At 56.1% G+C, this 19,360-nt stretch carries 21 protein-coding genes; 15 read left to right on the forward strand and 6 right to left on the reverse strand.

Going from position 1 to position 19,360, the window contains the following annotated elements; all coding sequences use genetic code 11:
* From ENTHG_RS24395 to deoD, 12 genes are all read left to right on the forward strand, one after another.
* Positions 1–196, forward strand: a 196-nt coding sequence (locus ENTHG_RS24395; RefSeq protein ID WP_044181867.1) for a DNA polymerase III subunit psi, incomplete at its 5' end; no start/stop codon positions are given.
* Positions 165–605 carry a ribosomal protein S18-alanine N-acetyltransferase gene (rimI, locus tag ENTHG_RS16180; RefSeq protein ID WP_044181870.1) on the forward strand — a complete coding sequence of 147 codons (441 nt, stop codon included), beginning with the start codon at positions 165–167 and terminating at the stop codon, positions 603–605. The genes ENTHG_RS24395 and rimI, both read left to right, overlap by 32 nt.
* 39 nt (positions 606–644) lie before the next feature.
* Positions 645–1,322, forward strand: coding sequence for a pyrimidine 5'-nucleotidase (gene yjjG / locus ENTHG_RS16185; RefSeq protein WP_044181873.1), 678 nt, complete (start codon positions 645–647; stop codon positions 1,320–1,322).
* 88 nt (positions 1,323–1,410) lie between these two features.
* Entirely contained in the window at positions 1,411–3,000 is a 1,590-nt protein-coding gene (gene prfC / locus ENTHG_RS16190; protein WP_044181876.1) for a peptide chain release factor 3, read from the forward strand.
* Positions 3,001–3,399: 399 nt separating this feature from the next.
* Positions 3,400–4,020, forward strand: a complete 621-nt coding sequence (gene osmY, locus ENTHG_RS16195; protein ID WP_071825890.1) for a molecular chaperone OsmY — start codon at positions 3,400–3,402, stop codon at positions 4,018–4,020.
* Positions 4,021–4,152: 132 nt separating this feature from the next.
* Complete coding sequence (locus ENTHG_RS16200) at positions 4,153–4,314, forward strand: DUF1328 domain-containing protein (RefSeq protein ID WP_007373037.1); 162 nt, start codon at positions 4,153–4,155, stop codon at positions 4,312–4,314.
* 116 nt (positions 4,315–4,430) lie between these two features.
* Positions 4,431–5,525, forward strand: coding sequence for a patatin-like phospholipase family protein (locus tag ENTHG_RS16205; RefSeq protein ID WP_044181878.1), 1,095 nt, complete (start codon positions 4,431–4,433; stop codon positions 5,523–5,525).
* The gene (locus tag ENTHG_RS16210) at positions 5,522–6,304 is read left to right on the forward strand and encodes a metal-dependent hydrolase (RefSeq protein WP_044181880.1); all 783 of its coding nucleotides are present in this window, start codon (positions 5,522–5,524) and stop codon (positions 6,302–6,304) included. Before ENTHG_RS16205 ends, ENTHG_RS16210 begins: the two co-directional genes overlap by 4 nt.
* A 390-nt stretch (positions 6,305–6,694) precedes the next feature.
* Positions 6,695–7,474, forward strand: a complete 780-nt coding sequence (deoC, locus tag ENTHG_RS16215) for a deoxyribose-phosphate aldolase (RefSeq protein WP_044181882.1) — start codon at positions 6,695–6,697, stop codon at positions 7,472–7,474.
* A gap of 55 nt (positions 7,475–7,529) precedes the next feature.
* On the forward strand, positions 7,530–8,852 hold the full coding sequence (gene deoA / locus ENTHG_RS16220) for a thymidine phosphorylase (RefSeq protein WP_044181885.1): 1,323 nt from the start codon (positions 7,530–7,532) through the stop codon (positions 8,850–8,852).
* A gap of 52 nt (positions 8,853–8,904) precedes the next feature.
* Positions 8,905–10,128 (forward strand): phosphopentomutase, encoded by a 1,224-nt coding sequence (gene deoB / locus ENTHG_RS16225; protein WP_044181888.1) that lies wholly within the window; start codon positions 8,905–8,907, stop codon positions 10,126–10,128.
* An 82-nt stretch (positions 10,129–10,210) separates the two neighbouring features.
* Positions 10,211–10,930, forward strand: coding sequence for a purine-nucleoside phosphorylase (gene deoD / locus ENTHG_RS16230; RefSeq protein ID WP_044182532.1), 720 nt, complete (start codon positions 10,211–10,213; stop codon positions 10,928–10,930).
* Between the two features lie 89 nt (positions 10,931–11,019).
* Here the strand turns inward: deoD and lplA are convergent, their stop codons facing one another.
* Both lplA and ENTHG_RS25500 read right to left on the reverse strand, forming a co-directional pair.
* Positions 11,020–12,036, reverse strand: a complete 1,017-nt coding sequence (gene lplA / locus ENTHG_RS25495) for a lipoate--protein ligase (protein ID WP_044181890.1) — start codon at positions 12,034–12,036, stop codon at positions 11,020–11,022.
* A 27-nt stretch (positions 12,037–12,063) separates the two neighbouring features.
* The gene (locus ENTHG_RS25500; RefSeq protein WP_044181893.1) at positions 12,064–12,708 is read right to left on the reverse strand and encodes a YtjB family periplasmic protein; all 645 of its coding nucleotides are present in this window, start codon (positions 12,706–12,708) and stop codon (positions 12,064–12,066) included.
* Positions 12,709–12,813: 105 nt separating this feature from the next.
* Between ENTHG_RS25500 and serB the strand changes: the two genes are divergently transcribed.
* The 3 genes from serB to nadR all read left to right on the forward strand — a co-directional run bounded on the left by serB (position 12,814) and on the right by nadR (position 16,512).
* Complete coding sequence (gene serB / locus ENTHG_RS16245) at positions 12,814–13,785, forward strand: phosphoserine phosphatase (RefSeq protein WP_044181895.1); 972 nt, start codon at positions 12,814–12,816, stop codon at positions 13,783–13,785.
* Positions 13,786–13,808: 23 nt separating this feature from the next.
* A complete protein-coding gene (radA, locus tag ENTHG_RS16250) occupies positions 13,809–15,191 on the forward strand; it encodes a DNA repair protein RadA (RefSeq protein ID WP_044181898.1) in 1,383 nt (460 codons plus the stop codon).
* 82 nt (positions 15,192–15,273) lie between these two features.
* Positions 15,274–16,512 carry a multifunctional transcriptional regulator/nicotinamide-nucleotide adenylyltransferase/ribosylnicotinamide kinase NadR gene (gene nadR / locus ENTHG_RS16255; RefSeq protein WP_044181901.1) on the forward strand — a complete coding sequence of 413 codons (1,239 nt, stop codon included), beginning with the start codon at positions 15,274–15,276 and terminating at the stop codon, positions 16,510–16,512.
* A gap of 81 nt (positions 16,513–16,593) precedes the next feature.
* Here the strand turns inward: nadR and ENTHG_RS16260 are convergent, their stop codons facing one another.
* From ENTHG_RS16260 to ENTHG_RS16275, 4 genes are all read right to left on the reverse strand, one after another.
* Positions 16,594–17,700, reverse strand: coding sequence for a PTS fructose transporter subunit IIC (locus ENTHG_RS16260; RefSeq protein WP_044181903.1), 1,107 nt, complete (start codon positions 17,698–17,700; stop codon positions 16,594–16,596).
* Positions 17,701–17,743: 43 nt separating this feature from the next.
* Positions 17,744–18,055, reverse strand: a complete 312-nt coding sequence (locus tag ENTHG_RS16265; RefSeq protein ID WP_044181906.1) for a PTS fructose transporter subunit IIB — start codon at positions 18,053–18,055, stop codon at positions 17,744–17,746.
* A 72-nt stretch (positions 18,056–18,127) separates the two neighbouring features.
* Positions 18,128–18,598, reverse strand: coding sequence for a PTS sugar transporter subunit IIA (locus tag ENTHG_RS16270; protein ID WP_044181909.1), 471 nt, complete (start codon positions 18,596–18,598; stop codon positions 18,128–18,130).
* 101 nt (positions 18,599–18,699) lie between these two features.
* The coding region (locus tag ENTHG_RS16275) for a transketolase-like TK C-terminal-containing protein (RefSeq protein ID WP_275404613.1) at positions 18,700–19,360 on the reverse strand (661 nt) is incomplete at its 5' end.

Genomic DNA, 19,360 nt, shown 5'->3' on the forward strand with positions numbered 1-19,360 from the left:
GGATCGCGTGGCGATGCTGCCCGCGCAAAGCGCCTGTAACAGCTGGCGGTTGGGCATCAGTGAGCCACTGGCGCTCGACGGCGCACAGGTGGCGACGGTCGGGTTAGATGAACTGAGGCAAAACCCGGCGGCGCGTGCCGCCCTATGGCAACAAATTTGCGACTATGAACACGATTTCTTCCCTCACCACGACTGATTTAGCCCGCGCTTACGAGATTGAAACCCGGGCGCACGCCTTTCCCTGGAGCGAAAAAACCTTCGCCAGCAATCAGGGCGAGCGTTACCTCAACTTCCGCCTGATGGCGGGTGAGGTTATGGCGGCTTTTGCGATTACGCAGGTGGTGCTGGATGAAGCCACGCTTTTCAACATTGCCGTCGATCCCGCCTGGCAACGCCAGGGGTTAGGGCGACAGCTGCTTGAGCACCTGATTCAGGCGCTGGAAGAGCGGGGTGTTGCGACGTTATGGCTGGAAGTGCGGGCATCGAATACCGCCGCCATCGCGTTATATGAAAGCCTGGGGTTCAATGAGGCGACCATTCGCCGTAATTACTACCCCACGGCGCAAGGACGCGAAGACGCCATTATTATGGCCCTGCCCATATAGAGTTGCCCATCAGGCTATTGATAAACGAAAGGTAAAGTAATGAACTGGGACTGGATTTTCTTCGACGCCGACGAGACGCTGTTTACGTTTGACTCTTTTGGCGGCCTGCAGCGAATGTTTCTTGATTACAGCGTAACGTTCACCGACGAGGATTTTCAGGATTATCAGGCCATTAACAAGCCATTATGGGTCGACTACCAGAATGGCGCCATTACCGCGTTACAGTTACAGCACCAGCGTTTTCAGAGCTGGGCGGATCGCCTGAACGTCGCCCCCGGCGATTTAAACAACGCCTTTCTGAACGCGATGGCGGAGATCTGCGCCCCGCTGCCGGGGGCGGCATCGCTGTTGACCGCGTTAAAAGGCAAGGCGAAACTCGGTATCATCACCAATGGTTTCACGGCGCTGCAGCAAATTCGTCTGGAGCGCACCGGCTTTCGTGACTACTTTGATCTGCTGGTCATTTCCGAGCAGGTCGGCGTGGCGAAGCCGGACCCGAAAATTTTTGACTATGCGCTGGCGCAGGCGGGTAATCCTGACCGGTCGCGTGTGCTGATGGTCGGCGACACGGCGGAGTCGGATATCAAAGGCGGCAACAACGCCGGGCTCGCCACCTGCTGGCTGAATGCTCATGGCCGCGCGCTGCCCGAAGGTATCCACCCGACCTGGACCGTAACGTCATTAAACGAACTGGAGCAGCTCCTGTGTAAACACTGATTGCCTCCCCCCCGTTGATGGGTAAAATAGCCGCATTTTTCGTATTTCAGCGTGGCCGCAGGGCACGCCTACACAGAAGATTTTTATTATGACGTTGTCTCCTTATTTACAAGAGGTGGCGAAGCGCCGTACGTTCGCTATCATCTCGCACCCCGACGCCGGTAAAACCACCATCACCGAAAAGGTGCTGCTGTTCGGACAGGCGATCCAGACCGCAGGCACCGTTAAAGGCCGTGGTTCAAACCAGCATGCCAAATCCGACTGGATGGAGATGGAAAAGCAGCGTGGCATCTCCATTACCACCTCGGTGATGCAGTTCCCCTATCACGACTGCCTGGTGAACCTGCTGGATACCCCGGGGCACGAAGACTTCTCGGAAGATACCTACCGTACGCTGACGGCGGTGGACTGCTGCCTGATGGTCATCGACGCCGCGAAAGGTGTTGAAGACCGTACCCGCAAGCTGATGGAAGTTACCCGTCTGCGCGATACGCCGATCCTCACCTTTATGAACAAGCTTGACCGCGACATCCGCGACCCGATGGAGCTGCTGGATGAGGTGGAAAACGAGCTGAAAATCGGCTGCGCGCCCATTACCTGGCCTATTGGCTGCGGCAAGCTCTTTAAAGGGGTCTATCACCTTTATAAAGACGAAACCTATCTCTATCAGACCGGCCAGGGCCACACCATTCAGGAAGTGCGTATCGTCAAAGGGCTGAATAACCCGGACCTCGACGCCGCCGTCGGCGAAGATCTGGCCCAGCAGCTGCGTGATGAACTGGAGCTGGTGCAGGGGGCATCCAACGAGTTCGACGAAGAGCTGTTCCTTGCAGGCGAAATCACCCCGGTCTTCTTCGGCACGGCGCTGGGCAACTTTGGCGTTGACCACATGCTTGACGGTCTGGTGGAGTGGGCGCCTGCGCCTATGCCGCGTAAAACCGACACCCGTACCGTTGAAGCGAAAGAAGAGAAGTTCACCGGCTTCGTCTTTAAGATTCAGGCCAACATGGACCCGAAACACCGTGACCGCGTGGCCTTTATGCGCGTGGTTTCCGGCAAGTACGAGAAAGGCATGAAGATGCGCCAGGTGCGCATCGGCAAAGACGTGGTGATTTCCGACGCGCTGACCTTTATGGCGGGCGACCGCTCCCATGTGGAAGAAGCGTATCCGGGCGACATCCTGGGGCTGCACAACCACGGCACCATTCAGATTGGTGATACCTTTACCCAGGGCGAGATGATGAAGTTCACCGGTATCCCGAACTTCGCCCCGGAACTGTTCCGCCGTATTCGCCTGAAAGATCCGCTTAAGCAGAAACAGCTGCTGAAAGGGCTGGTTCAGCTGTCGGAAGAGGGGGCGGTGCAGGTCTTCCGGCCGATTGCCAATAACGATCTGATCGTCGGTGCGGTAGGTGTTCTGCAGTTCGACGTGGTCGTGTCGCGCCTCAAGAGTGAATACAACGTTGAAGCGGTCTACGAATCAGTCAACGTGGCCACCGCCCGCTGGGTGGAGTGCAGCGACGTGAAGAAATTCGAAGAGTTCAAACGTAAGAATGAAACCCAGCTGGCGCTGGATGGCGGCGATAACCTGACTTACATCGCGCCGACCATGGTGAACCTGAACCTGACGCAAGAGCGTTATCCTGACGTTCAGTTCCACAAAACCCGCGAGCATTAATCCCCTCTACGGAGCGCGGCAGCCGCCGTGCTCCGGCACTTTACCTGTCTTATTAGCCCCTTGCGGAAAGTTCTTAAATCCGCGCATTTTTGCTTTTGTCGGCTATTTTTTAATCTGATGCGCAAGCGCTTTTAATTTTGTGTTCTATATTTAACAAAGTAATGACATTTTGACTGGATATAAATACTGTTCAATGCGTGTTGATTAGCTTTTTATTCAGTCATTATTTCATTACACAATATTAAAAACTGACTTAAATCGATGCGTAGGGCTGCATGTGCCGCCTGGGTGTTTTGTGACCCGGCCCATTGATTTGTCTTTGGTGATTCACCACAGCAGTACACGGCCCTGGTTGCCGTTGTAGTCCAGATTGTGGGCAAAACAAAAGGAAATAGATCGATGATGACAAGAATGAAGATTTCAAAAACTCTGCTGGCTGTCGTACTGGGTTCTGCGCTGGCAGGTGGTTCCGCTCTCGCGGAAACGTCTACCTCTGACAAAGCGCAAAACACCGCGGATACCGCAGGGGAAAAAATCGATAATTCTATGAATAAAGTCGGTAATTTCATGGATGACAGCGCCATCACTGCGAAAGTAAAAGCGGCGCTGGTCGATCACGAAAATATCAAAAGCACGGATATTTCCGTAAAAACCGAGAAAAAAGTGGTCACCCTGAGCGGCTTTGTTGAGAGCCAGACCCAGGCTGAAGAAGCGGTTAAGGTAGCCAAAGGCGTTGAGGGTGTCTCCTCTGTTAGCGACAAACTGCACGTTCGCGATAATAAAGGCAACGACAACTCCGTGAAAGGCTATGCAGGCGACACCGCTACCACCAGCGAGATCAAAGCGAAGCTGCTGGCTGATGACATCGTTCCGTCCCGTAAGGTGAAAGTAGAAACCACCGATGGGGTTGTACAGCTGTCCGGCACAGTGGATTCTCAGGCGCAAATCGAACGCGCTGAAAGCATCGCCAAAGCGGTAGACGGCGTGAAAAGCGTCAAAAACGATCTGAAAACGAAGTAATTTGCAGTAAATCTTGTTGAAAGTGCAATCCCGGCTAACCGGGAGTGGGAAAACGCACCTGAAAGTATCGTATGTGGGCATCCTGAGCGCCCACATTAGCGGTCGACATTAACTATGGTAAAGGAGAGTCTTATGTTTCGTTGGGGCATTATTTTTCTGGTCATCGCGTTAATTGCCGCCGCTCTGGGCTTTGGTGGTCTGGCAGGTACAGCAGCAGGCGCCGCGAAAATTGTCTTTATTGTTGGTATCATTCTGTTCCTGGTCAGCCTGTTTATGGGCCGTCGGCGTCCATAGCAGTCGCCATCCATGATAGAGATTATCAAGCCAGTCCCTGTGACTGGCTTTCATGGTTTTGGGGGCAGGTAAAAATGCGTTAACGTATAACGCTGATAACAAAAAAGGAAAGCAGGGTGGGGCAGCGCATTCCCGTAACGCTTGGCAATATCGCGCCGCTGGCGTTGACGCCATTTCGCCCGGGCCGACTCGCACTGGTATGTGAAGGCGGCGGCCAGAGGGGCATCTTTACTGCCGGCGTACTGGACGAATTTATGCGCGCCGAATTCAACCCGTTCGACCTCTATTTTGGCACCTCTGCCGGGGCGCAAAACCTCTCCGCTTATCTCTGTAATCAACCTGGCTACGCGCGTAAAGTCATTATGCGCTACACCACCACGCGTGATTTCTTCGACCCGGTGCGCTTCGTGCGCGGCGGGAATCTTATCGATCTTGACTGGCTGATTGAGTCCACCGCGAGCAAAATGCCGCTGGCGATGGATTATGCCGCGCGCGCCTTCGACCAGGGCAAAAGCTTCTACATGTGCGCCTGCCGTCAGGATGACTACAGCGCTGAATATTTCGCTCCGGACGATAAAACCTGGCTGGATCTGATTCGCGCCTCCAGCGCGATTCCCGGTTTCTATCGCCCCGGCGTCTCGCTGAACGGCATTAACTATCTGGACGGCGGGGTCAGCGACGCCATTCCGGTACAGGAGGCGGCGAAGCGCGGCGCGAAGACGATCGTCGTGATTCGTACCGTCCCGTCGCAAATGTACTATACGCCGCAGTGGTTTAAGCGAATGGAGCGCTGGCTGGGTGAAAGCAGCCTGCAACCTTTCGTCAACCTGGTGCAGCATCATGAGCAGAGCTACTCCGCTATTCAAAAATTTATTGAGTCGCCGCCCGGCAACCTGCGTATTTTTGAAATCTATCCGCCGAAGCTGCTGCACAGCATGGCGCTGGGCAGCCGTTTACCCGCGCTGCGCGATGACTATAAGCTGGGGCGGCTTTGCGGGCGCTATTTCCTGGCGACCGTGGGTAAACTGTTAGTGAAAGAGCCCCCGCTGCTGCGCCACGCGCCGCGAGTTAAGGTCCGCGAAGCGGTCGTTGCGCCCGCGACCGTTGTCGTACCGCCCGCGGCCGTTGCCAACGATGCGGCTATCGTCACGCCCATTGTTAACGCCGTGCAGGCCAACGATTTGCCCTTCAATAACGAGGATACCGCGTGAGTTTTCGCTTTATCGATACGCACTGCCATTTTGATTTCCCTCCTTTCAAAGGCGACGAGACGCAAAGCATCGCTCGCGCCGCTGCCGCAGGGGTGGAGCGGATTATTGTGCCGGCGATAGGTGAGGATTATTTCGCGGGGGTCATGACGCTTGCTCAACAGCATTCGGCGCTGTATGCCGCGCTGGGGCTGCATCCCATTGTCATAGAAGAGCATACGCAGGCGAGCGTTGAGCGGCTTGAAGAGGCGCTTACCACCCGCCCGAAAAAAGTGGTGGCCATAGGGGAGTGCGGCCTCGATCTCTATCGTGACAATCCGCAGTTTGCCCATCAGGAAGCGATGCTGGATGCCCAGCTTAAGCTGGCGAAACGCTTTGACTTACCGATGATTCTGCACTCGCGGCGCACCCACGATAAGCTGGCGATGCACTTAAAGCGCCATGATTTGCCGCGCACCGGCGTGGTACACGGTTTTGCCGGCAGCCTGCAGCAGGCAGAACGCTTTATCGCGCTGGGGTACAAAATCGGCGTCGGCGGCACTATTACCTATCCACGGGCCAGTAAAACCCGCGATGTCATGGCCCGCCTGCCGTTGAGCGCGCTGCTGCTGGAGACCGACGCACCGGATATGCCGCTAAATGGTTTTCAGGGGCAGCCGAACCGTCCTGAACAGGCGGCCAGGGTATTTGCATCGCTGTGTGAACTGCGCTGTGAGCCTGCGGATGTTATCGCCGATGCGCTTTATCACAACACCCTCGCGCTTTTTGGCTTTGCTGATTAGCGCGGTCGCTGCGCTTTGTGAAGAATTTATCATTTTCACAGTGAATGTAACATTCACGAGGCCTTTCCCTTTCGCCATGTAGCGGACATTCCCCTGTCACACCCCCGCTGTACCTTACACCTTTTATTCGAAAACCGGCATCACGCTGTGTTAGAATTATAACATTAAGCCGTGGTGGTGAAGTGCGCTGTTTTTTTCGCCGCTTCACGGGCGCAGACCGATGAACAGCGGACCAGAACGGCTAATAATTTGACGGAAATCACATTGTGGTTATGCAAATGTGAATCTCGTTTTCATTAACTGTGATGGATATCGAAGTGTGAGGGCGGGTTAATGTTAGAATAATAACAGAGCCCGAATTTAACCGGCTTAAGCCGACGGAGAGTAAAGATGACTGATTTAGCGACCAGCAGCCTGCGCGCGCTGAAATTGATGGACCTGACCACCCTGAATGACGATGACACCAATGAAAAGGTCATCGCGTTGTGTCACCAGGCGAAAACCGCAGTGGGTAACACCGCGGCAATTTGTATTTACCCGCGTTTTATTCCGGTTGCACGTAAGGCTCTGAAAGAGCAGGGCACCCCGGAAATCCGCATTGCGACCGTAACCAACTTCCCGCACGGCAATGATGATATCGACATCGCGCTGGCGGAAACCCGCGCGGCCATCGCTTATGGCGCGGACGAAGTGGACGTGGTGTTCCCTTACCGCGCGCTGATCGCGGGCAATGAGCAGGTGGGTTTCGATCTGGTTAAGGCCTGTAAAGAGGCATGCGCCGCGGCAAATGTGCTGCTGAAAGTGATTATCGAAACCGGCGAGCTGAAAGAAGAAGCGCTGATCCGCAAGGCGTCTGAAATCGCCATTAAAGCGGGCGCTGATTTTATCAAAACCTCGACCGGGAAAGTGCCGGTAAACGCCACCCCGGAAAGCGCGCGCATTATGCTGGAAGTGATCCGCGATATGGGCGTGGAAAAAACCGTGGGCTTTAAACCGGCGGGCGGCGTGCGCACGGCGGAAGACGCGCAGCACTACCTGGCTATCGCCGATGAACTGTTTGGCGAACAGTGGGCCGATGCCCGCCACTACCGCTTCGGCGCGTCCAGCCTGCTGGCCAGCCTGTTAAAAGCGCTGGGCCACGGCGACGGCAAGAGCGCAAGCAGCTACTAATGCTTGATTTGCCGGGCGGCGTACCGCTTGCCCGGCCTGCGATCGGGAGGTTACCTTGTTTCTCGCACAAGAAATTATTCGTAAAAAACGTGATGGTCATGCGCTGAGCGACGAAGAGATTCGTTTCTTTATTAACGGTATTCGTGACAACACCGTCTCGGAGGGGCAAATTGCGGCCCTGGCGATGACTATTTTCTTCCACGACATGTCGATGCCCGAGCGCGTATCGCTGACCATGGCGATGCGGGACTCAGGCACCGTCCTTGACTGGAAAAGTCTCGATCTGAATGGCCCGATCGTTGATAAACACTCGACCGGCGGCGTAGGCGATGTCACTTCGCTGATGCTGGGCCCGATGGTCGCCGCCTGCGGTGGCTATATCCCGATGATTTCCGGGCGCGGCCTGGGCCACACGGGCGGCACGCTCGATAAGCTGGAAGCCATCCCCGGCTTCGATATCTTCCCGGACGACAGCCGTTTCCGCGACATCATTAAAAACGTCGGCGTGGCGATTATCGGCCAGACCAGCTCGCTGGCTCCGGCGGACAAACGCTTTTATGCCACCCGCGATATCACCGCAACCGTCGACTCTATTCCGCTGATCACCGCCTCAATTCTCGCCAAAAAGCTGGCGGAAGGGCTGGATGCGCTGGTGATGGATGTGAAAGTCGGCAGCGGCGCATTTATGCCTACGCCGGAACTCTCCGCCGAACTCGCCCAGGCGATCGTCGGGGTTGCCAACGGCGCGGGCGTGCGTACCACCGCCCTGCTGACCGATATGAACCAGGTGCTGGCCTCCAGCGCGGGCAACGCGGTGGAAGTGAGCGAAGCGGTGCGCTTCCTGACCGGCGAATATCGCAATCCGCGCCTGTATGAGGTGACGATGGCGCTCTGCGTCGAGATGCTGATATCCGGCAAGCTGGCGAAAGATGACGCCGACGCGCGCAGCAAATTGCAGGCGGTACTGGACAACGGCAAAGCCGCCGAGATTTTTGGCCGCATGGTCGCCGCGCAAAAAGGGCCGACCGACTTTGTGGAAAACTATGGCAAATACCTGCCCACCGCGACGCTCAGCAAAGCGGTCTATGCCGATAAAGCAGGTTTTGTCGCGCAAATGGATACCCGGGCGCTCGGCATGGCGGTGGTCTCTATGGGCGGCGGCCGTCGTCAGGCTTCCGACACCATCGATTACAGCGTCGGCTTTACCGATATGGCCCGTCTGGGCGAGGCCGTGGACAACCAGCGCCCGTTAGCCATCATTCACGCTAAAGATGAGGCCAGCTGGCAGGAAGCGGCAGGCGCTGTCAAAGCTGCGATCGCGATCGCAGATAAAGCGCCAAAAGAGACCCCAACAGTCTGGCGACGCATCGTCGATTAACGATATACTGATCTGATCGCTTTTTTGCAGCGCATGATATATGGAGAACAAAATGAAACGTGCATTTATTATGGTGCTGGACTCCTTTGGCATCGGTGCGACTGAAGATGCGGAACGTTTTGGTGACGTGGGTGCTGATACCCTCGGTCATATCGCAGAAGCCTGTGCGAAGGGCGAAGCTGACACCGGGCGTAAAGGCCCGCTGAACCTGCCGAACCTGACCCGTCTGGGCCTGGCGAAGGCCCACGAAGGGGCGACAGGCGCTATCCCTGCGGGGATGGACGGCGACGCGCAGATTGACGGGGCGTATGCCTGGGCGCACGAGCTCTCTTCCGGTAAAGACACGCCGTCAGGCCACTGGGAAATCGCTGGCGTACCGGTACTGTTCGACTGGGGCTACTTCCCGGAACATGAGAACAGCTTCCCTCAGGAACTGCTGGATACGCTGGTGAAACGCGCTAATCTGCCGGGCTACCTCGGCAACTGCCACTCCTCCGGTACCGTCATTCTGGATCAGCTTGGCGAAGAGCATATGAAAACCGGTAAGCCGATTTTCTACACCTCTGCCGACTCCGTGTTCCAGATTGCCTGCCACGAAGAGACCTTTGGCCTGGATAAACTTTACGAGCTATGCGAAATCGCCCGTGAAGAGCTGACCGAAGGGGGTTACAACATTGGCCGCGTTATCGCCCGTCCGTTTATCGGCGACAAAGCCGGTAACTTCCAGCGTACCGGTAACCGCCATGACCTCGCCGTTGAGCCGCCGGCGCCAACCATTCTGCAAAAGCTGGTGGATGAGAAGCAGGGCCAGGTGGTGTCGGTAGGTAAAATCGCTGATATCTACGCTAACTGCGGCATCACCAAAAAAGTCAAAGCCACCGGGCTGGACGCGCTGTTCGACGCCACCGTCAAAGAGATGAAAGAGGCGGGCGATAAAACCATCGTCTTTACCAACTTCGTTGACTTTGACTCCTCCTGGGGGCACCGCCGCGATGTCGCGGGTTATGCCGCCGGGCTGGAACTGTTCGACCGTCGCCTGCCGGAGCTGATGGAGCTGGTTGGAGAGGATGACATTCTGATCCTGACGGCTGACCACGGCTGTGACCCGACCTGGCAGGGCACCGATCATACCCGCGAGCACATTCCGGTGCTGATCTACGGTCCGAAGGTGAAACCAGGTTCATTAGGCCACCGTGAAACCTTTGCCGATATCGGGCAGACGCTGGCGAAATACTTTGGTACCTCTGACATGGAATATGGCAAAGCCATGTTCTGATAAAAATGGGTGTGGCCTGATGTCCTCACCCCAACCCTCTCCCCCAGGGAGAGGGGAACACATAATGAAAAAGGAACTGAATATGGCAACTCCACACATTAATGCGGAAATGGGCGATTTTGCTGACGTCGTTTTGATGCCTGGCGACCCGCTGCGCGCTAAACATATTGCTGAAACTTTTCTGGAAGATGTCCGTGAAGTGAACAACGTTCGCGGCATGCTCGGTTTCACCGGCACCTACAAAGGCCGTAAAATTTCCGTGATGGGTCACGGCATGGGTATCCCATCCTGCTCTATCTATACCAAAGAGCTGATCACCGATTTTGGCGTGAAAAAAATCATTCGCGTTGGCTCCTGCGGCGCGGTGCGCAACGACGTTAAGCTGCGCGACGTGGTTATCGGTATGGGCGCCTGCACCGATTCCAAAGTGAACCGTATCCGTTTTAAAGACCACGATTTCGCGGCAATCGCCGATTTCGATATGGTGCGTAACGCGGTAGACGCGGCGAAAGCGCTGGGCGTGGAAGCCCGCGTGGGCAACCTGTTCTCCGCCGATCTGTTCTACTCCCCGGACGGCGAAATGTTCGACGTGATGGAGAAGTACGGTATCCTGGGCGTGGAGATGGAAGCGGCGGGTATCTATGGCGTGGCCGCAGAGTTCGGCGCGAAAGCGTTGACCATCTGCACCGTCTCCGATCATATCCGTACTCACGAGCAGACCACTGCCGCTGAGCGCCAGACTACCTTCAACGATATGATCAAAATTGCGCTGGAATCCGTCCTGCTGGGCGATAAAGCGTAATCCTTTTACCCGGATGCGGCGTTAACACGCCTTATCCGGGCTACGGATCACTCCTCTCTGGCGTTTTCCTGAGAAGTCCAGGCACGTAACTACCTCACCGCGCCCGCTATCCAGGCCGACAGCTCACGCAGCTCTTTTTCCTGCTCCGGGAAGTCAACCAGCAGCGCGTCGCACGCCTGCTGTAGCATATCCGCCCGGTACAGGCACCCTTGCAGACGGCCCGCCAGCGCTTCGAGCGGCGCGGGGTTGAGGCTGTCGGTAAAGACCTGGGTGCGGGTGATGTGGCCTTTTTCCACATCGAAGTGCAGTTCCACGCCGCCCCAGGTAAAGCGCTCATCCAGCAGATGCGAAAAGGCCGGGGCCTGGCCGAAGTTCCACTCCCAGCTGCTCTGGCGGGCAAAGGTTTCCGCGAAGTTCGGTAGATCGGGCGTTTTGTCCGGGGAGATCACCTCCGCCTCTACGCGCTCGCCATAGTAGTTGAAGAAAGCCCCGGTTACCGCTTCGCACACCTGTTCGTGGGTGATGCCTGGCAGCAGTTCAATCAGGTTTGCTACCCGCCCGCGCACCGAGGTAATGCCTTTGGCGGCGAGTTTCTTTTTATCCGGGTTGAGGTAATTCGCCAGCCGGCTGAGGTCGGCATTCAGCAACAGCGTACCGTGGTGGAAGCCGCGGTCTTTGGTCTCGCGGTAGGCGGAGCCGGAAACTTTGCGATCCCCGTCGGCGGTTTTCACCACCAGATCGTTCCGCCCGGAGGCCTCCGCGACAACGCCCAGCGAATTCAGCGCGTTGAGAACAATGGTCGTGGAGATGGTCTTGTCATACTCGGGTTTGCCCGCCATAAAGGTAAAGCAGGTATTGCCCAGATCGTGGAAGACCGCGCCGCCGCCGCTGCTCCGCCGCGCCAGGCGGACGTTATCCTCCTCCATACGGCGGGTGTTGCACTCTTTCCACGGGTTTTGCGCCCGGCCAATGACTACGGTATCGGCATTGCGCCAGAGAAACAGCACCCGCTGGGTAGCGGGCATCTGACGGAAAATGCACTCTTCTACCGCCAGGTTGAACCAGGGGTCGTAAGAGTCGGAAATAAGCAGGCGTAGCGTTGTCATTATTGATATCCCTCTCCGTTAAGTGGCTTACTCTTTTTTCTCGCTCTCTTCTTCCTCTGGCACCGGTTTGCTGGCGGTCAGTAAGAAGGGAGACTGCTGCCAGCGGGTGCGTTTACCCTGCAGCAGCGTGCGGGTGAGCACCACGCCAATCGCCAGCGAGAGCAGCAGCATCAGGCGTAAGATGTTAGTGGTATTGTCCACCTGTTTGGCCTCGGTCGCCAGCGTATGGGTGTCGAGGGTTAAGCGCAGGTAGCCCAGCGGGCCGCTCTTGCCCTGCACCGGCTCGACGATCTGCTCGCTGAAATAACCGCCTGCTTTTTTGCCGTCCAGCGCCAGGCGGTCGCGCACCTCGATGCTTTCCCCGGCGCGGGCGATAAGGTCCCCCTGTTCATCGTAGACACCCGCATCCAGAATGCGGCTCTCTTCGGTCAACTGCCGCAGCACGGTGCCGATCCGCTTCTCGTCCGGCGTTTCGCTGCGCATCAGCGGCGCGAGATTCAGCGTCACCTGCTTTGCCAGCGTCCGGGCAAGTTCTTCAAGCTGCGGATTACGCTGGCGTTGATGATTCTGGCTGAACCATGACGCGCCCTGCATCAGGGCGACCAGCAGGGCCAGACAGATTAGAACAATTACGGCGCGATGTAGCCGGAATTTAAGTTTTGCGCGAGCCATATTCCACCTGTTGAAAATTTGCGACTTAATGTTGCCAGAAGCGCTGGTTACAAGGTAGCCTCATGCGTTATTTTTACCTCAGCACATACCCCTACAGGAGCTGTAATGCCGAATAGTCTGACCTGGTGCGACCTGCCCACCGATATCTCTCTCTGGCCTGGGTTGCCGCTCTCTTTAAGCGGCGATGAGGTCATGCCTCTGGATTATCACGCCGGGCGCAGCGGCTGGCTTCTGTATGGACGTGAGCTTGATAAGCAGCGCCTGACCACCTGGCAGCGCAAGCTCGGTGCCGCACTGGTCATCGTCGCGGCCTGGCGGGTAGAAGAGTATCAGGTGATTCGCCTTGCCGGGTCGTTGACGCCGCGCGCGACGCGCCTGGCGCATGACGAAGGGCTGGACGTTGCGCCGCTGGGGAAAATCCCCAACCTGCGCGCGCCGGGGCTGCTGGTGATGGATATGGACTCTACCGCTATCCAGATAGAGTGTATTGACGAGATTGCTAAACTGGCCGGTACGGGGGAAATGGTGGCGGAAGTGACCGAGCGGGCGATGCGCGGGGAGCTGGATTTCACCGCCAGCCTGCGCAGCCGCGTCGCCACCCTTGAAGGCGCGGACGCCAGTATCCTTCATCAGGTGCGCGACAATCTGCCGCTGATGCCAGGCTTAACCCAACTGGTCTTAAAGCTGGAGACGCTGGGCTGGAAAGTGGCGATCGCCTCCGGCGGCTTCACCTTCTTTGCCGACTACCTGCGCGATAAGCTACACCTGGCGGAAGTGGTGGCGAACCAGCTAGAGGTGGTGGACGGCAAGTTCACCGGTCATGTGCTGGGCGACATCGTGGACGCGCAATATAAGGCGAACACGCTAACGCGGCTGGCGGAAAGCTTTGATATCCCCCACGAACAGACTGTCGCCATCGGCGACGGGGCGAACGATCTGCCTATGATCAAAACGGCCGGGCTGGGCATTGCCTATCACGCCAAGCCAAAAGTGAATGAAAAAGCGGAAGTCACGATCCGCCATGCCGACCTGATGGGGGTGTTCTGCATTCTCTCCGGCAGCATCAGTAAGAAATAAATCAGCGTACAAAGAGGTATACCGTGGCGAAAGCTCCAAAACGCGCCTTTGTCTGTAATGAATGTGGTGCGGATTATCCGCGCTGGCAGGGGCAGTGCAGCGCCTGCCACGCCTGGAACACCATCACGGAAGTGCGTGTCGCCGCATCGCCAACCGTCGCCCGTAATGAACGCCTGAGCGGATATGCAGGCAATGCGGGCGTCTCGAAAGTGCAAAAGCTTTCGGAAATCAGCCTGGAAGCGCTGCCGCGCTTCTCTACCGGCTTTAAAGAGTTTGACCGGGTGCTGGGCGGCGGCGTGGTGCCGGGCAGCGCCATCCTGATTGGCGGCAACCCCGGCGCGGGGAAATCCACCCTGCTACTGCAAACGCTCTGCCGGCTCGCCGAGCAGATGAAGACGCTCTACGTCACCGGCGAAGAGTCCCTGCAGCAGGTGGCGATGCGCGCCCACCGTCTGGGCCTGCCCACTACCAACCTGAATATGCTGTCAGAAACCAGCATCGAACAGATCTGCCAGATAGCCGATGAAGAGCAGCCGAAGCTGATGGTGATCGACTCCATTCAGGTTATGCATATGGCGGATATCCAGTCGTCGCCGGGTAGCGTGGCGCAGGTGCGCGAAACCGCCGCCTACCTGACGCGCTTTGCGAAGACCCGCGGCGTGGCGATTGTGATGGTCGGCCACGTAACGAAAGACGGCTCGCTGGCGGGGCCGAAGGTGCTGGAGCACTGCATCGACTGCTCGGTGCTGCTGGACGGCGACGCCGATTCCCGCTTCCGTACCCTGCGCAGCCATAAAAACCGTTTCGGCGCAGTGAATGAGCTGGGCGTCTTCGCCATGACAGAGCAGGGGCTGCGCGAAGTGAGCAACCCCTCCGCCATCTTCTTAAGCCGCGGCGATGAAGTGACCTCCGGCAGTTCGGTGATGGTGGTCTGGGAAGGCACGCGCCCGCTGCTGGTGGAAATCCAGGCGCTGGTGGACCACTCCATGATGGCCAATCCTCGCCGCGTGGCGGTGGGGCTTGAGCAGAACCGTTTAGCCATTCTGCTGGCGGTGCTGCACCGTCACGGCGGGCTACAGATGGCGGACCAGGATGTCTTCGTCAACGTCGTCGGCGGGGTGAAGGTGACCGAAACCAGCGCCGACCTGGCGCTACTGCTGGCGATGGTCTCCAGCCTGCGCGACCGCCCGTTACCCCAGGATCTGGTGGTGTTCGGCGAAGTGGGGCTGGCAGGGGAAATTCGCCCGGTGCCGAGCGGCCAGGAGCGCATCTCGGAAGCGGCCAAGCACGGCTTTCGCCGGGCGATTGTGCCTGCGGCAAACGTGCCTAAAAAACCGCCGGAAGGGATGCAGGTTTTTGGCGTTAAAAAACTTGCCGATGCGCTAAGTGTCTTTGACGACTTATAATTAATACCCGTCGTCTTTCCGGCGGCCATACCCGCCCGGTAGCATTGCGCTATCGGGCTGATTCACATAGCAGGAGGCTCTTGTGTCGTCATTCGACTATCTTAAAACCGCCATCAAGCAAAAAGGCTGCACGTTACAGCAGGTGGCGGATGCCAGCGGCATGACCAAGGGCTATCTCAGCCAGTTGCTGAACGCCAAAATCAAAAGCCCCAGCGCGCAGAAGCTTGAGGCCCTGCACCGTTTTCTGGGGCTGGAGTTTCCCCGTCAGCAGAAAAATATCGGCGTGGTGTTTGGCAAGTTTTACCCGCTGCACACCGGCCATATCTACCTGATTCAGCGCGCCTGTAGCCAGGTGGACGAGCTGCATATCATTATGGGCTATGACGATACCCGCGACAGGGCGCTGTTTGAAGACAGCGCCATGTCCCAGCAGCCCACGGTGCCGGACCGCCTGCGCTGGCTGCTGCAAACCTTTAAATACCAGAAGAACATCCGCATCCATGCCTTTAACGAGGAGGGGATGGAGCCCTATCCGCACGGCTGGGACGTGTGGAGCAACGGCATAAAAGCCTTTATGGAAGAGAAGGGGATTCAGCCGAACTGGATCTACACCTCGGAAGAGGCGGACGCGCCGCAGTACCTTGAGCATCTTGGCATTGAGACGGTGCTTATCGACCCGAAGCGCACCTTTATGAATATCAGCGGCGCGCAGATCCGCGAAAATCCCTTCCGCTACTGGGAGTATATTCCCACCGAAGTGAAACCCTTCTTTGTGCGCACGGTGGCGATACTGGGTGGCGAGTCCAGCGGCAAATCGACGCTGGTTAACAAGCTGGCAAACATCTTTAATACCACCAGCGCCTGGGAGTACGGGCGGGATTATGTCTTCTCCCACCTCGGCGGCGACGAGATGGCGTTGCAGTATTCCGACTATGACAAAATCGCCCTGGGTCAGGCGCAGTATATTGATTTTGCGGTTAAATATGCCAACAAGGTGGCGTTTATCGACACCGATTTCGTCACCACGCAGGCATTCTGCAAAAAGTATGAGGGGCGTGAACACCCCTTTGTGCAGGCGTTGATTGATGAGTACCGTTTTGACCTGGTGATCCTGCTGGAAAACAACACCCCGTGGGTAGCGGACGGCCTGCGCAGTCTGGGCAGTTCAGTGGATCGCAAAGAGTTCCAGTCTCTGCTGGTGGCGATGTTGCAGGAGAACAATATCGACTTCGTGCATGTGGAAGAGGCTGACTACGATGGCCGCTTCCTGCGCTGCGTGGAACTGGTCAAAGAGATGATGGGCGAGCAGTCGGAAAGGTAGCGGTAGCCCGGGTAAGGCGAAGCCGCACCCGGGATCCCTCGCGGTTGGCCCTCTCATAAAGAGAGGGCGTAAGCGAGTCTGTTAGCTTATTTTAATGTCGTTCAAATCGATGTCTTCCTCTTCGCTGTCATTATTTATGATGACATCACGAGGAACATCTTTTTTGATAACGGCATAGACAATACCCGTTACCAGCACGTTGACCACCAGCGCCATAATACCGGCCATGGGATGCGACATTGTCGGTATCATTAAAACGCCGCCAAACGGTACCGTTGCGTCAGCGCCATATACCATGGTGACCGCACCGCCACAAGCGCCACCAATTGCAGCAGCAACAATACCACGAACGATATCATTCATTACAATGGGTATAGATCCTTCAACGATATTCACTATACCCATCGGCACTGCAGATTTTAAGGTTTCGATTTCTTCATTGTTGTAGATATTTTTACGTAGAAGCTTAGCAATAAAGAAGGCGAGGCCGAAACCAATAGGCGTTGCGGTGTTCACGAGCTGCAGTGCAGTAATGGGTTCATTAATGCCCTGCGCCTGAAGGGTCAGGACGAATGCAAAGCACGTTTTATTAAGCGGCCCGCCAAAGTCAACAATACACAAGGCCCCAATAACAGCGCCTAAAACCAAATTGGAGGAAGTGCCCATACTTCTCAGGAAAGAGGTGAGAGCATCAGTAAAAATACCAATAGGCGTACCGATGATATAAACCATAATCAGGCAGCTGATAATGGAGGCAAAAAACGGAACAATCAGGGTAGGCATTAAACCCCGGGCCCAGCTCGGCACTTTCACATTTTTAATGATAGCAAGAGCAATATACCCGGAAATGTAGCCACCAATCATGCCGCCGATAAAACCTGCGCTAATCGCATTGGCCGCCAGGCCGACGACAAAACCGGGGGCAACGCCCGGCTTGCCCGCGATAGAGCCAGAAATCCCGATGGCAATAACAACGGGTAAAAGCCCAAGCGCCTTCGCCCCCATCGTAGCCATCGCCTGCCACAGGTCAAAGTGACCTGGAACTAACGTATCCTGAACCGTACCGCCAAGCCCCATGCCGATGGCAATAATAAATCCAGCGCCACAGACAATGGGAATCAGGAACGAAATAGCAGTAAGCAGATGGCCCTTAGGGTTCGCTGCTTTCCATATTTCTTTTGCAGTCATAAATCATATCCTTCAATTTATTTTGGATAAGCACAGGTGAATGTTATGAGTTAACTATTTCACTAAGCTTTTCAATAAGCTTATTGGGAGATTTCACTGCCGTTTCTGTTGGCACCCTGACGATTTTCTTACCGGCGAATCTTTCTTCCCCGGTCACTTTAACGTCAGCAGCCAGCAGGACGATATCTGCTTTGGCAATTTCATCCTCTGTTAATTTATTTTCAATGCCGATGGTGCCCTGGGTCTCAATTTTGACATTATGCCCGGCTTTTTTTGCTGCGATCTCAAGTTTCTTTTGAGCGATATAGGTATGCGCAATACCCACAGTACAGGCGGTAACTCCTACAATATTCATGACTATTCTCCATAAACCATTTCAATATGCTTAAAATTGCCGTGCAACGGCAGGCATGATAATGAGCCGGACTTAAGCGCTCATGTCTTCTGTTTCTGAATTTAAGAGTTCGATAATTTTTTGTGGATCTTCTTCGACAAGTAACTTCGCTATAATATCTTCATCCGCTAACGATCCTGAAACTTGTGACAGTAAGCGGATATGGGTGGTGTTTTGATCCACCAGGCAAACGGCAAATAAGATAATGCAGCGGACATCGCTACCGTCCATCGTTTCCCAGGTAATTTCATGCTGGGTACGGCCAATGGCCAGTGCCGTATGGGCGACGCCCGAAGATTTACCATGCGGTATCGCAATGTGATTTTCGAACCCCGTTGAGCCCTGCTCCTCGCGCAGCCAGACATCACGCATAAATTGCGCTTTATCAACAACCGCGCCATCCTGCACTAATAAGTCTGCTAACTCTTCAACGGCTTCTTCTTTGGTTTTAGCCAGCATGTTTAACTTAATGTTTTTGACATTAAGCACATCTGAAATATTCATAATTCACCTTCGTTAAATAGATCAAGGTTCAATAACAGAATGGCTGGTGCCGTTCTTCTGTTATTGCTTTTCCGATTACATCCCAATGGCAAATTGGGTCTTTACAGAATGCTTTTCGCTTTCGCCACCACGTTGTCCACGGTGAAGCCAAACTCTTCAAACAGCTGCTCTGCCGGGGCGGACTCACCGAAGGTGGTCATGCCGACAATCGCGCCGTTCAGGCCCACGTACTTGTACCAGTAGTCAGCGATACCCGCTTCCACCGCCACGCGCGCGCTGACCGCTTTCGGCAGCACCGCCTCACGGTACGCCGCATCCTGTTTATCGAACGCGTCGGTGGACGGCATGGAGACCACGCGCGCCTTCACCCCTTCGGCGGTCAGTTTTTCGTAAGCGGCAACCGCCAGCTCCACTTCCGAGCCGGTGGCGATGAAGATAAGCTCAGGCTGGCCGTCGCAGTCTTTCAGCACGTAGCCGCCGCGGGCGATGTTCGCCAGCTGCTCTTCGGTGCGTGCCTGCTGCGCCAGGTTCTGACGGGAGAGAATCAGCGCCGTCGGGCCGTCGGCGCGCTCAACGCCGTACTTCCACGCCACCGCCGATTCCACCTGGTCACACGGACGCCATGTGGAAACGTTCGGGGTCACGCGCAGGCTGGCAACCTGCTCCACCGGCTGGTGGGTCGGGCCGTCCTCGCCCAGACCGATGGAGTCGTGGGTGTAGACCAGCACCTGACGCTGCTTCATCAGCGCCGCCATCCGCACC

Origin of the sequence: Phytobacter massiliensis JC163, from assembly GCF_000321045.1 — a bacterium.
GTDB classification, from domain to species: Bacteria; Pseudomonadota; Gammaproteobacteria; order Enterobacterales; family Enterobacteriaceae; genus Phytobacter_A; species Phytobacter_A massiliensis.

Excerpts from the sequence above, each read along its gene's own strand:
- rimI (WP_044181870.1), top strand. The coding sequence starts at position 165 with ATGAACACGATTTCTTCCCTCACCACGACTGATTTAGCCCGCGCTTAC.
- yjjG (WP_044181873.1), top strand. The coding sequence starts at position 645 with ATGAACTGGGACTGGATTTTCTTCGACGCCGACGAGACGCTGTTTACG.
- prfC (WP_044181876.1), top strand. The coding sequence starts at position 1,411 with ATGACGTTGTCTCCTTATTTACAAGAGGTGGCGAAGCGCCGTACGTTC.
- osmY (WP_071825890.1), top strand. The coding sequence starts at position 3,400 with ATGATGACAAGAATGAAGATTTCAAAAACTCTGCTGGCTGTCGTACTG.
- ENTHG_RS16200 (WP_007373037.1), top strand. The coding sequence starts at position 4,153 with ATGTTTCGTTGGGGCATTATTTTTCTGGTCATCGCGTTAATTGCCGCC.
- deoC (WP_044181882.1), top strand. The coding sequence starts at position 6,695 with ATGACTGATTTAGCGACCAGCAGCCTGCGCGCGCTGAAATTGATGGAC.
- deoB (WP_044181888.1), top strand. The coding sequence starts at position 8,905 with ATGAAACGTGCATTTATTATGGTGCTGGACTCCTTTGGCATCGGTGCG.
- deoD (WP_044182532.1), top strand. The coding sequence starts at position 10,211 with ATGGCAACTCCACACATTAATGCGGAAATGGGCGATTTTGCTGACGTC.
- lplA (WP_044181890.1), bottom strand. The coding sequence starts at position 12,036 with ATGACAACGCTACGCCTGCTTATTTCCGACTCTTACGACCCCTGGTTC.
- ENTHG_RS25500 (WP_044181893.1), bottom strand. The coding sequence starts at position 12,708 with ATGGCTCGCGCAAAACTTAAATTCCGGCTACATCGCGCCGTAATTGTT.
- serB (WP_044181895.1), top strand. The coding sequence starts at position 12,814 with ATGCCGAATAGTCTGACCTGGTGCGACCTGCCCACCGATATCTCTCTC.
- ENTHG_RS16260 (WP_044181903.1), bottom strand. The coding sequence starts at position 17,700 with ATGACTGCAAAAGAAATATGGAAAGCAGCGAACCCTAAGGGCCATCTG.
- ENTHG_RS16265 (WP_044181906.1), bottom strand. The coding sequence starts at position 18,055 with ATGAATATTGTAGGAGTTACCGCCTGTACTGTGGGTATTGCGCATACC.
- ENTHG_RS16270 (WP_044181909.1), bottom strand. The coding sequence starts at position 18,598 with ATGAATATTTCAGATGTGCTTAATGTCAAAAACATTAAGTTAAACATG.